Source organism: Paenibacillus sp. FSL H3-0286 (assembly GCF_045040705.1).
GTDB lineage: Bacteria > Bacillota > Bacilli > Paenibacillales > Paenibacillaceae > Paenibacillus_AQ > Paenibacillus_AQ odorifer.
Genome location: NZ_CP150285.1, coordinates 1,057,773 through 1,071,217 on the forward strand (window position 1 = coordinate 1,057,773; position 13,445 = coordinate 1,071,217).

A 13,445-nucleotide genomic window follows, 5' to 3' on the forward strand; every position below is an offset into this window, starting at 1 on the left:
TCTACACGTACAAGCGGGTGATGAGCAGTGGCGTTCATAGCAAGTACGTAGATACAACTTTTGGGAGGATGAGTAGATGTCTTTTTTTAGCCGTTTTATGAAAAAGAATCAGCCGGAGCCGCGGCCGCTTTTTTACGATATAGTGTGTCCGTATTGCTTCACCAAGTTCTCTCCGGAGGATGTCGTCTTTCGGGCTATGCACAGCCGGGAGGACGATGAAAATTACGCATTGGGTGAGGATGACGCCTTGAACAAATACCGTGAGCGCTTTGGGCTTGATACGGTAGATGACATAGAAGCGATTATCAACCCGGCGGATATTCCGGAAGAATATCATCATTACACGGATCATGTGTTAACTGGGCTTACGGATCGTTACGGTGTGCTTACGCGCAGACGGCTTTGCCCGTCCTGCCATAATGAGCTGCCGGTGACTGCCGGGAAGGTGCCAAGTAACATCATCTCGATTATCGGGGCATCCCAAGTCGGGAAATCGGTGTATATGACCTCGCTGATCCACACATTGCAGCATACTACAGCAGGTCATTTTGATGCCGCTTGTATGCCGCTTAATGCAGAGATTAGCCGTAAGTTCCGTACATTGTATGAAGAACCGCTTTTTGAGCGTGGGGATCTGCTGGCTTCTACACAGAAGGAAAAAATGCAGGAGCCTTTTATCTTTCAATTTGTCTTTAAGGATGAAAATAAACCGCCACTGACACTTGTATTCTTTGATGTAGCAGGTGAGGGTATGGTGGATCAGGATTATCTTGGACTTCATGGTCAGCATATCAAGAACTCTGCGGGTATTTTGTTTATGGTCGATCCGCTGCAAATCCGTTCTATCCGTGAAAAGATTCATATTAACATCGGTGACCGCCCGGGAGAATGGGTCTCACAATATGACGAGCCGCGCGATGTGGTGCTGACGATGTTCGGTGATTTTATTGCCTATCAGGAAAAGAGTAAGACAGACATTCCAACAGCGGTTGTGCTTGCCAAAAGTGATATGCTGCATTCGCTGAAGGATGAGGATGGCGATTACATCAAGTCCAACAGCAATGTGTTCAATAACTATGTTCACCGCAAAACATTAAACATGGACGAGTTCCATAATATCGACGGGGAAATTCGCAGATTTATTGGTAAGGTGGACAGACCCTTTAAAGATACGATGGATGTTTATTTCGCGAATACGGGTTATTTTGCAGTATCTGCGTTGGGCAGCAATCCTGTGAATCAAAAGATTGAGGGTGTAGTAAGCCCGATTCGTGTAGACGAGCCTTTTATTTGGCTGCTGCATAAGCTGAAGTATATTGAGGGGAGCGACGGCCCGTGAATGTTTTCTCAGGGTCAACAATCGCCCAACAGATGTACACCCGCGAACGTCGCGGAGTGTTTCGTTCCACAGAAGGCTTCGATACGGTAGCGAAATCAGATAGTCTAGACAATAATTTTGTGAAAAAAATCCTTCATCCCTTCTGCCTCTACGATGCTCCTGCGGAGTTAACCGCACGTGGAGAGAAGGATGAGGCTGCATATCCTGGTGCGCTGCACCTATTTCATGCTGAGAACGGGGATACAGTTATTGGGCTTAGTCGTTATCAAGCGGCCGATTTCACAGGCCAACGAAGCGCTTTTTTTGCACATAACTATGTAGTTCCTGCTTCACGTTCCGAAGAAATTGTGCAGAGCTATGGAGACTGGCTGCATGCTGATTTTGCAGAGCGTTATACTGGAGAGCTTGGTGGAACCTTGCCGGAGCTGCCCTCTATTCCAGTTGTTCGCACAGACCGCAGCCCGGATCCAATCGCAGGCTTACGTCTGTTAGGGATTGATGAAGGGATATTCAAGGCGTTATTGCAAGCCGTAATGCTCTCTGTAGCAGGTAAGAAAAAAATCTACGTGGCTCTAAACGTACCTATCACCGAGTTGTCCGCGCGGGCGGTGGAGCTTACAGAAATTCTGTATAGCGTGCTGCCGTATGAATTCCGCCGTAGATTAGGCGTGATTACGTATGCGAATGAACCGCAAAGCCGTAAATATATACATCTTAGCTTTGTGGAAAAAGGTTCACTTCGTCCCGGTGACCGCAGTATTGAGAAGGATTATACCTTTGATTTGGCTTCCGGACGGATGGGGAATGTCGATTTTGGCGAGACCCGCCAGCCTTATGCTGATTTGGTATGGAAGCTGTTACTGCTGAATCCAGGAGATATTAACGACTTCGTAAGCTTCGCCGATCAGATTCTGCGTGGAGAGAGTCCTGAGCACAAGCTAACCCTTTCTTTCTATAATGAGCTGGCTATATTTTATGAGATTGAGCAAGGGAACGAGCATTTATATACGGAAAACAAGAGTGCGGTGCTAAGTGGTTTGCTTTCTTACCTTAAACCAGACGGTGCAATTCATTCTAGAATCCGCTTGAATGATATTTTCTTAGAACGGTTTGACCGGGAATTTGATCTGATTCGGCAAAGAAATGTGCCAGATCCGGCGATTATGGAATGCTTTAAAGAGTATTTTGTACTTAAGGATCACAATTACAGGGTCAGAATCGTGGATTATTTCATCAATGGGATGCTTCATAGTGTGGAAGCGGGCCGCAAGGATATTTTGAGTGCTGCTTACGGGATCATTGAGAGTAATGATGAGTTAAGTGCAGCTTACTTCCAGCGCGTGATGTCTGAAACTTATTTCCGTAAGCAGCTACTTGAGCCTTATATGGAATCAAGACTAGCTGCGGCGTCCAGATCTGCGGATATTCTGAGCTTTGTGCTCCATTGGGGGCGGTTCCTGCCAGTGGCGTTAGAGCAGTCTTTTGCTCAAAATGCTGTGAAGGATTATTTGCTAGAAAAGCTCCAGCTGGAGCATGATCCGGTGGCTTCTGTGGCGGAAATTCATGAAATTGTAGATAAGGCAGAAAAAGATCGCCGCAAAGGAACAGGAGTTGCTCCTAAGGCACTCTCCCTAATGCAGGATCTTGCTGCTTCAGCAGATAGATTCTTACTGAACCGCTTATCGCTTTCTGATATGACGCAGGAGGAGCTTCTGGAGGTAGTTTTTTTACGGTATGGTAATGTTGTCGATTGGCAGCCGCCACTGGATAGGATTAGCAAGCAGAAAGAGAATGCGCTGCGTGCCGCTTACCGCTGGTTTGGTGAAGAGAAGCCGAATGAGGAGATTTTTACAGGATTGTCTCCGCAGGAACTAGACGATGTGCAGCTACTGGGTCGTCGTTTGCTAAAAGAGGCGCGTGTTCTGGAACCCTTTGAACGGCTTCCGCTAGCCTTTTACTATACAACTCAGCGTGAAGGGGGTCCGCTGGATTACGATGCGCTTCTGGAGCTGTTAAAGCGTAAAGCCGGTTCCGACAAAGAAATCATCTATCGGTTTTTTGCTTGGTCGCAAGGCAATCCTTTATTTACGGTTTCGAATAAAAAGCTGCAACCGGGTTACCGTAAGGCGATTCTGAAGTATTTCCTGAGCAGTGATCGTGAAGCGTTCAAGAATCGGGAATTCCGAAAGAACTATGTCGCGGCAGCTCGGCCTGCTCTGCAAAATGTGTACAATGAAGCCCGTTCCCAACTGGCTTCCCCGCTGGCGCGCTGGATCAGCCGCAGCCGATTTCGACTCTTAATCTCCGGCTCCATTACGGGTATTCTGGTGATTATTGCAATTATCGTATTCAGTATGCTGCGTCCGGATGATACGAAGACGGCTCTGCCGGGGACAAGCCCTGAGCCGACCCCTGTTCAGAGTGCAGGCAATATGCTGCCTCCAGCTTCAGTATACTTGAAGGATCAGAGCGTCGAAGGAGATAAGGGGAGCAGCATGTTGGTGTTCACCTTCGCAAGTGCAGATGACTGTGTGCAGTTTCAACCGACTGAGGTTAGTTTAATGTCTTCGTCTACAGAGATAGATAAAAGCTTTAAGGTCGCTGCTACAAATGGGACTTGTCCAGTGCCGTCAACGGATGGGACGGATGAGGGAAACGCTGCTGACGAGTCAGATGCCGCTGGCACTACTGGAGGAACAGCAGAAGGTGCAGATTCTACTAACGCTGTAGCTGATGCTTCTCCGTCCACTACGCCTTCCTCTGATACTGAGAACAGCACTGGGTTGCCTTCCGCAACAGCTGTGACTGAAGGTGAACAACCTTCCTATCAGGTTGAGGTTACATTGGAGTCTGGAGCGACAATTCTAGAGAAAAGTATGATCAAAGCCGGAAGATTTACATTGATCGTAGATCCCGACCCTAATATTCCACCAGCTTCTGATTCAAGTGCTGAACCCTCCCCGACTGCAAGTCCGGATGGAACAGTCGAATAACAAGCTTTCTGAACAGCAATACCCACCGGAAGGTGGCGTATTGCTGTTCATTTTTTTGCTGCCCATACTAAGCTTTTCTATAGACATGCTATGTATTAATAGATATGATTATGGATGTCAAAATAAGATACTACATACTGGAAAAGGTGCAGACTCTATCAATCTAGTCGTCTGCTTAAAAGGGAAGTCCGGTGCAAGAGTCCGGCGCGGTCCCGCCACTGTATGTGCGGAGCGTTTCTTCTATAAGCCACTGCCCCGAAGGTAGGGTGGGAAGGTGAAGAACAGCGATGAAGCATTAGCCAGGAGACCTGCCTTTTTCGTGAGCGTTTCTATTCTTCGTGGGGTAAGAATGTGGAACATATACAGATGGACTGTTGGCAGGAAGCAAGCGCCGCAGCCTCAATTTGTAATCTTCCCTGACCGCCCTCCAAAGGGGCGGTCTTTATGTTATGCGTCTTATTCCCAGCAGTACCCATTCTTATACAGAAAGAGGTTAAACAATGAAGAAAATCATGTCTTCCAAGTTTGTAGCACTTGGGCTGGCCTTATTCATGGTCATTTCAATTCTAGGAACATCTCTTGTTCCGGCGGGACAAATATTTGCAGAAGCGGGCGCTGGCGCCGGTCTGGAGGCAACTGCCGCGGAGCGGATTAATGTTGCGGATGCGACTTATGCGGCTGCAGAATATCTCTTGAAAGGTGGCGTGCAATCGGATTGGCAAGCCATTGGATTAGCGCAAGCAGGGTACAAGCTGCCGGCTAGTTACCTTTCAGAGCTTGAAAAAAAAGTAAAGGATGCCGCTGGCGATTTCACCAATGTAACCGATTATGCTCGAATCGTGCTCGCAGTGAGAGCGATTGGTGCAGATCCTACTAGCTTTGCTGGTAACGGAATGACTCCTGGCTATAATCTGATTGAGAAAATTTATAATAATAGCAAGCTCAGTGAACAGACGCTTAATAATCCGGTATATGCTTTACTTGCGCTGGATTCTGGTAAATATAATATCCCAAGTGACGCGAAATGGACGGCGGATAAGCTCCTTACGGAGATTCTCTCCAAACAGAATCCGGATGGGGGCTTTGCACTAACCTCAGGTGCAAGTGAGCCTGATATGACAGCGATAACCTTGACGGCTCTGGCGGCACATAAAAATAATCCCGAAGCCTACTTAGCAGGGCTACAAGCCGTAGCTTGGTTATCTACAGCTCAAGATAGCCATGGGGGTTACGGTGACAGTGCTGAAAGTAGCGCACAAGCAATCCTTGGACTCACCTCCTTCGGAGTTGATCCTAGTGGATTAGAATACACCAAAAACAAAGTGGATCTAATGGAGAACCTGCTTAGCTATCGTCTAGCTGATGGTAGCTTCACCCATAGCCGTGGTGGAAGCAGTAATATTCTGGCGACAGAGCAAGGGCTTCAGGCGCTGGTTGCCTATAATTTGCTATATAAAGGAAGCAACAGTAAGCTATACGATTTTTCCAAATCCTCCATTCAGAGCTCACTCATCTACGCTCCAGTAACGATTGAGGGACCACAGGCCACGTTGGCACAAGGGTACGCCTATGCTGGCAACGCACTTGGAGCGTTAGAGAAGCTGGCGCTTCAAACGAACTTGCCGATCACAAATCCTTCGGGCAGTTATGTGACTGGCATCGGAAGTATTGCTGCTGGAAGCTTTGGTGGTTATGACGGATGGATGTATGTTGTATCACGTGACGGAAAATGGATTAATCCCGATGTAGGCATGAGTGATTTTGTACTTAAAGATTCAGATCAGGTACTGGTTTATTATGCCGGAGATGACACTAAGCTTGTGGATTCCGTTACGCTTTCCAAAGCAAATCTTAAAGAGGGCGATTCCTTTACCGTCACTGTAACTAGTAAGACGTGGAAATGGGACGCTGCTACGAACACTTCCTCTCCTGTAACTGCAAAAGCTGCGGGTGTTCAGGTCCAAATTGGAGCTCACAAGGTAACGACGAATGCTAAAGGTGAGGCCGTATTCTCAGGAAATGTGCCCGCAGGTGACTATACACTGACTGTAACTGGCTACCGTGAAGGCAAAGCCCCAACGATTGCTAAATATACAAAAGCTCTAAAAGTGATTTCTAAGAATGTAACAGCTTCGCTAACCGTTGAAGGCCCGGAAGGGTTGATTAGTGAGGGGACTTTGAAAGCCTCCAATGCCCTTGAAGCGTTGCAACAACTAGGGTCTACCGATGATTTTAAAGTGGATATCACCAAATCGTCTTATGGCAACTTTGTATCAGGTATCCATGGAGTTTCGCAAGGTACTTACGACGGATGGTGGAGCTTCGTGGTATCACGCGGCGGGGAGTGGATATATCCAAGTGTGGGTATGGATGCGTTCGAACTACAGGAATCCGATCGTGTACTTGTCTATTATGCAGGAGAAAATACACAGGTTGTAGATGCTGTGGTGCTTACCCCATCACAGCCAAAAGCTAATGAAGCTTTTACTGTAAATGTTTCACAGAAAAAGTGGGTGTGGAATCAGGAAAGCTTCACTTCTGATCCGGTTATCTCACCGGCTGCAGGTGTGCAGGTTTCTGTTGGTGATAAGAAGGTAATCACGAATGAACAAGGTGTGGCTGTTGTTGATGGGGGTCTCCCAGCAAATAGCTATACAATAACTGTTACCGGTTATGCTAAAGATAGCGTACCGAGCGTAGCGCGTTATACTCAGTCTCTGACTGTCGGATCGTCTGTTATTGCTCCAGCAAAAGCTACCGCTACCCTCTCAGTGATTGGAGATAGCCGGAAAGGAACCATCCTAGCCAGTACAACAGTAGCTCTAAAAGAGGGCGAAACGGCTTATAGCTTACTAGTCAGTCAATTAGGGACTAAGGTAGTATCATCCGGCAACGCTGGAAGCATCTACGTGAAATCTATTGACGGGTTGGCTGAATTTGATGGAGGCCCAAGCAGCGGATGGAAGTATAAAACGAACCGGGATGCGGATCCAAGCATCAGTGCAGACAGTTATATTTTGCAGAACGGTGATACTTTGTACTGGTACTATACCTCTGGAGAATAAGGAAGAGGAAGTTTGATTAGGCGGGCACACTTGGATTCGGAGTAATAGCGGATTGGGTGCCCGCCCTTTTTTATTTGAGGAAAGTCGTTTTATGACAATATATACTTTTATTCGACACAATATTTAAAAAATCATCAAACTCTTAGCCCTTCCGACCGATAAAAATAGATAGATCATAAGATAATGTGAAGGCGGAGTGTAGATGAAAAATTTGAAAGTGAAATACAAAATAGGGCTGCTTTTGGTATTCGCAGTAATTATGGTGAATGCTGTAGGGGGCATAGGCATCATCACAATGAACAAAATGGCCGAAAAGACAAATGAGACATATAATGAAAATTTATTGCCTGTTTCTTACGTAGGGCAGATGCGTACGAATAATAGGGCTATTGAATCCTATCTTTTGGAGCGTTTGATTAGCGTTGATGCCAGCAAAAACAAAGAACTTTCTGAGAGTATCCAAGTGAAGGTTCAAGATAATAATGAACTTATGAACAAGGTGAAAGCGATTCAGTATAATGATCCTGCTATTGTAAGTAAAATCAAAGAGTATGAGTCCTTTTTGCCAGATTATCGTGCACAGCGGGATAACATTATAAAGATTGCTGATAGTAATCATAATCAAGAGGCCTATAAAGTATTTTCAGGCGAATTTAACGAATCCCGTGAAAAAATGATCAATCTGCTTAAAGGAATTAGTGATTCTTTGCTTAAAGATGCTGATGAACACAATTCAGGTTCCATGGCAACCGCTAAAAGCATGCGTGTAAACAATACCATAATGATTACTTTCGCTTGGGTGATTTGTATCTTGATTAGTATTGCAATCATTCGCCTGATAACAAAACCGCTTAAAGAACTGCAAGGACTAATGAAGCGGGCAGAAGATGGAGATTTGACCGTGGTAGCAACGTACACCGCCAAGGATGAGATCGGCCAAATTAACAGTTCATTTAACAATATGCTGCAGGGCTTGCGGAAGATGATGCAAGGGATTGCAGAGAGTGCAGAACTGCTGTCAGCTTCATCGGAAGAGATGAGCGCTAGTGCTGAGCAGACCTCATTGGCTTCACAAATGATCGCTGTATCTTCTGGAGAGATTGCTGCGGGATTTGATGAACAGACAGAGAGCATTAACAGTACAACACGTTCAATAAAAGCAATGACCAATGATATTGCAGCCGTAGAGGGCAGCAGCTATGAAATGTCGGATCTAATGGGAGTAGTTTCCGGTTCATCGGATCGTGGAGTAGAGGCTGTAGACCAAATCATTGTGCAGATGAAGGAAATTGACCTCAGTGTAACTCAGAGTCAGGAGATTGTTTCTAATCTGGGGACATTGTCACAAGAGATTAATACAATTATTACAACGATTAACGGTATTGCTACACAGACGAATCTGCTTGCGCTCAACGCTTCTATAGAAGCAGCACGGGCCGGTGAGCATGGACGGGGATTTGCTGTAGTTGCTGGAGAAATTCGTAATCTGGCGGAAGCAACTAGAAATAGTTCTTTGCGGGTTACAGATATTATTACACATATCCAAAAGCAAACCGAAAGCGCAGTAGAATCCATGGCTTTGGGTACTGAGCTAGTCACCAATGGCGTAGTTCAAAGTCATCTGGTATCTCAAGCTTTTCATGAGATTCAGACTTCCATTAAAGAAGCTACCTTACAGACAGCGGAGATTAGAGAAGCGGTTGCTCATGTAGCCATGGAATCACAAGGTGTGGCAGCAGCTATGGAACAGGTCAACGTTATATCTAGTAAAGGTGCAGAAGGTGTTCAGGACACAAGTGCAGCGAGTCAGGAGCAACTATCCGCAATGGAGGAAATGTCGGCTTCAGCTCAGTATTTAGCGGTGCTCGCAGAAGATCTGCAAAAGACATTGTCCAGCTTCAAACTATAGGCTTCATAATATTGTTAAAACCAGCAGAGCAGCGGTTCTCCAGTAACGGAGATCGCTGCTCTGCTGGTTGTGGTTATAGTAGATTGGGACAAGTACGAGCCAGCTGATCTCAGTTGGTCAAGGGGGAGGGATGTAAGCTGGTCTCAGCAGGTTGCGGGCAAACATATGCTATGTGATCTCCAGCGACACTATTGGAAAGACGGAGGCGTGGAAACAATAAAAACCTTGGAGATGATCGGTATGCTCGTACCCTGTACCTCGTACCCCTAGTGTTCCCGGCTGATCTCTAGTTTTTCAAACACACTGTCTACTTGATATTCCCCAGTTTAAGGTCATCTGGGTCCGATGCGTGGGCTCATATCCATCCCCATATGCTATCGGACTCAGTAGCCGCTATTTGCCCATTTATCGCCTTTGTAGTGAAGTTTCGGACACCAGTGCAGCTATTGGTGTGGAAAACGCTGATAACTGGTGTTTTTTGCACCAATAGCGGCTATGAGGTCCGATAGCATACGAAATATAGCTAAATCCAGCAATTAAGGTCATCTGAGTCCGATAGCGTGGGCTCATACTCATCCCCATTTGCTATCGGACTCAGTAGCCGCTATTTGCCCATTTATCGCCTTTGTAGCAAAGTTTCGGACTCCAGTGCAACTATTGGTGTGGAAAACACTGGTAACTGGTGGTTATTGCACCAATAGCGGCTATGAGGTCCGATAGCATCCGAAATATAGCTAAATCCAGCAATTAAGGTCATCTGGGTCCGATGCGTGGACTCATACTCATCCCAACTGGTTTAGCGGACACAGCAGGCGCCCTTCGCTCATTTTGTGGCTTGGGAGTGGAGTTTAGGACTCAGCAGCCGCTATTTCCATATTTATCGCCATTGTAGCAAAGTTTCGGACACCAGTGCAGCTATTGGTGTGGAAAACGCTGATAACTGGTGGTTTTTGCACCAATAGCGGCTATGAGGTCCGATAGCATCTGAAATATAGCTAAATCCAGCAATTAAGGTCATCTGGATCCGATAGCGTGGGCCCATACTCATCCCCATAGGCTATCGGACACAGCAGACGCCATTCGCTCATTTAGTGGCTTGGGAGTGGAGTTTCGGACTACACAGTAGCCGCTATTCGCATATTTGTCGCCATAGGAGCGAAGTTTAGGACACAGCAGCCGCTATTTGCCCATTTATCGCCCTTGGAGCAATGTTTCGGACACCAGTGCAGCTGTTGGTGTGGAAAACGCTGATAACGGGTGTTTTTCGCACCAATAGCGGCTATGTGGACCGATAGCACCCGAAACAGAGGCAAATCCAGCAATTAAGGTCATCTGGGTCCGATAGAAAAATTCGGGAGCATGAATGTGGTTGGATTAAACAAAAATTAGTGTTTAGTTCAAGACCAAAAAAAGAGGGAATCCCAATAGCTAGTTCACAGCTGTTGGGATTCCCTCTTGATTTTTTTGAAAAACTCAGCGTGTATCCTTCCAGAAATTCAGAGGTTTCAGATCTGAGCTAATGACGTGGAATGTATAGCCTTCTTTTTTCAATGACTCTAAGATACGCGGAAGTACTTTAAGCGTAGCTTTTTGATCATGCATCAGAATCACTGGATTGGTCTGCGATTTCTGCAGCTTATGAACCTGATTCATTACCGAATTATAGATCGTCGTACTAGCATCCTTGTATTTCCAATCCTCTGAGTCCACGTTCCAATCCCATAGATGATAACCTTGAGCCAGCACTTTATCTCTAAAGGCCTTTGTGAAATAAGGCTTGCTTCCATAAGGAGGACGAATCAGTGTAGTGCTTTGACCTGTAATCTTTTTCAAAATGGCGTTATCGTTATCCATCTCTCCCAGCGCAGCCGCAGGTGAAGCATAAAACTTCTCTTTCCGGTGCGTCATTCCATGCAATGCGAGAGCATGCCCTTCATTCGCAATCCGTTTCACTTGCGCAGTATGCTGGTTCATATTCGGTCCGATCATGAAAAAAGTTGCCTTCGCATCATATTTTGCCAAAATATCAAGCAATGTAGAAGTTGTAGCCGTTGGCCCATCATCAAAGGTGAGGTATACGGTCTTACCTTGCTTCCCAACAGTTGGCGTAGAAGTTCCAGGAGTTGCGGTTGGCTTCAATTCCTTTTTAAACTTACTTACAAATGTTGCATCATCTAATGTAGCCGAGCCGTCTTTTACACGCAATAAATATTGATCTGCTTTAAAGGAAATTCCAAAACCAAGATAAGAGGTCAATTTCAGTGGAACCATTGTTTTTCCGCTTTTCAAAAATGTACTCATGGATATGGTCTTTCCATCGCCTAGAGTAGCTGTTGCATGATCATTCAGCAGTTTGATTGATCTGTTCTGACCTGTAACTTTTATCCCATCGCTCACTCCAGTTAGCGTTAACTTAAGTTCCTGTGATAGATCACGTAGAGGAACGTAATAGGTATCTTTTACCGAAACTGCTTCAATAGTTGTTAACTTATCGTTCACACCTAACCTAAGGGAGCCTGCACCTGCTGCATTCACTGAATCTATCGCTCGTATTGATCCGGAACCAATGAATAATACGATTAATAATAGCCATACTTTCTTTAAAGACATCGTCAAAAATCTCCTATCTATGTATATTTGTCTATTACCTTATCATACATTGATAGAATGAAATTTGAGAGATTGTAACCCCCAGCAGAATAATTTGTTACCTTTTAGAAGTTAACTGTGATTTCAACCACAATCATAAAAAGCACGCGACTCCGGCTAAATACTGGCGCATCAACAAAAAATGGTTAAAATCACCCTGTTTTGCGCAGAATAGATGTGTCTAAATTAGCAACTTTAGTAAACTATTGAACAAAGTTTGAACGGAATTTTTCAACCCATAAACAGCGCCGTTACAGTGATCTTTATCATACTATTAGAAACTTGTAACAAATTGATCACACATATTTAACTTGTTCGCCATTATTAAGGTCTTTTTTAGGCTAAATGGAAAAATAAGTCTTTTGCTTTCTTCCCCATAAATTCTTACTATATATTAAGGTTAATGTTGAGGGTTAATAAAAGAAGTATTGAAGGAAGGAGCTTAAGCATGAACAAAAAGGGACCGTTATACGCTTTATTTCTCAGCCTAATTTTACTCTTGCCAGGATGCAGTTCAATCGCTGTTCTGAATCCGAAGGGGCCGGCTGCAAGAACTTTATCTGACACGATCATTCTCTCCATTGTTATGATGCTCGGCGTTCTGGCAGTTGTCTACATCTTATATGTCTTTGTGCTTTTGAAATACCGTGCTAAAAAAAGCAACGAAGATTATATTCCTCCTCACGAGGAAGGAAACAAATGGCTGGAGGCTATCTGGATTACCATTCCGATTATTATCGTGGCATTCCTCTCCGTAGTCACCGTCAAAACAACAGTAGATGTAGAAAATGTTGCAGCGGATTATAAAGATCAGAAACCGCTTGTAATTTATGCTTCCTCCTCTAACTGGAAATGGCATTTCAGCTACCCAGAAGAAGGTATCGAAACAGTAAACTACGTTAACATTCCAGTTCACCGCGCTGTAGAGTTCAGACTGTATTCTTTCGGTACGATCTCAAGTCTTTGGATCCCACAATTGGGAGGACAAAAATACGCGATGAGCGACATGATCACAACCTTGCATCTTTCAGCTGATACTGTAGGTTCTTATGTCGGAAGAAATGCGAACTTTAATGGTAAGGGTTTTGCCCACATGGAGTTTGAAACACTTGCGATGACAGATAAGGACTATCAGGAATGGGTGAAAGACGTTAAAGAAACGGCGGGTCCACTGACGGAAGATGAATTTAAAGGTCTTTTGGAAATGGAACATGTCGGACGTAAAACGTATACGAATACTCACTTATCCTTCAGCCCGCCTCCGGGAAGCCATGGTGACCATATGAGTAATGGTGGCACTGAAATGGATACGGATAACGGAAGTATGGAGCATCAGGATAATAAAGAAATTCACCCGACTCCAGCACCATCCAGCGAGACGGAATTCAACACCGAGCCTAATCCAGAACTGGATGAGCCGACACCTAGTTCTCCATTAGAAGAGAGCACAACACATGACGGACACTAGTCAATGTTAATTGAACAACTTG

Annotated in this window: 6 protein-coding genes and 1 riboswitch; of the genes, 5 read left to right on the forward strand and 1 reads right to left on the reverse strand. The window is 45.2% G+C overall.

All coding sequences use genetic code 11. The features are described from left to right. The first annotated feature begins 76 nt into the window (after nt 1–76). From MHB37_RS04565 to MHB37_RS04580, 4 genes are all read left to right on the forward strand, one after another. Nucleotides 77–1,339: a hypothetical protein gene (locus MHB37_RS04565; RefSeq protein ID WP_076129587.1), complete on the forward strand. Its 1,263-nt coding sequence runs from the start codon at nt 77–79 to the stop codon at nt 1,337–1,339. Then, on the forward strand, nt 1,336–4,332 hold the full coding sequence (locus MHB37_RS04570) for a glycosyltransferase (protein WP_405168993.1): 2,997 nt from the start codon (nt 1,336–1,338) through the stop codon (nt 4,330–4,332). The genes MHB37_RS04565 and MHB37_RS04570 overlap by 4 nt, the downstream gene beginning before the upstream one ends. A gap of 127 nt (nt 4,333–4,459) precedes the next feature. Continuing rightward, nucleotides 4,460–4,663: riboswitch (cobalamin riboswitch) on the forward strand. 169 nt (nt 4,664–4,832) lie between these two features. Continuing rightward, entirely contained in the window at nt 4,833–7,397 is a 2,565-nt protein-coding gene (locus MHB37_RS04575; protein ID WP_405168994.1) for a DUF4430 domain-containing protein, read from the forward strand. 202 nt (nt 7,398–7,599) lie between these two features. Next, entirely contained in the window at nt 7,600–9,306 is a 1,707-nt protein-coding gene (locus tag MHB37_RS04580) for a methyl-accepting chemotaxis protein (RefSeq protein WP_076276826.1), read from the forward strand. 1,473 nt (nt 9,307–10,779) lie between these two features. Here the strand turns inward: MHB37_RS04580 and MHB37_RS04585 are convergent. Then, on the reverse strand, nt 10,780–11,916 hold the full coding sequence (locus MHB37_RS04585; RefSeq protein WP_340916605.1) for a polysaccharide deacetylase family protein: 1,137 nt from the start codon (nt 11,914–11,916) through the stop codon (nt 10,780–10,782). A gap of 487 nt (nt 11,917–12,403) precedes the next feature. Here MHB37_RS04585 and qoxA point away from each other — a divergent pair, with 487 nt between their 5' ends. Further along, nucleotides 12,404–13,423: a cytochrome aa3 quinol oxidase subunit II gene (gene qoxA / locus MHB37_RS04590; protein ID WP_036680822.1), complete on the forward strand. Its 1,020-nt coding sequence runs from the start codon at nt 12,404–12,406 to the stop codon at nt 13,421–13,423. The last annotated feature ends 22 nt before the right edge of the window (nt 13,424–13,445 follow it).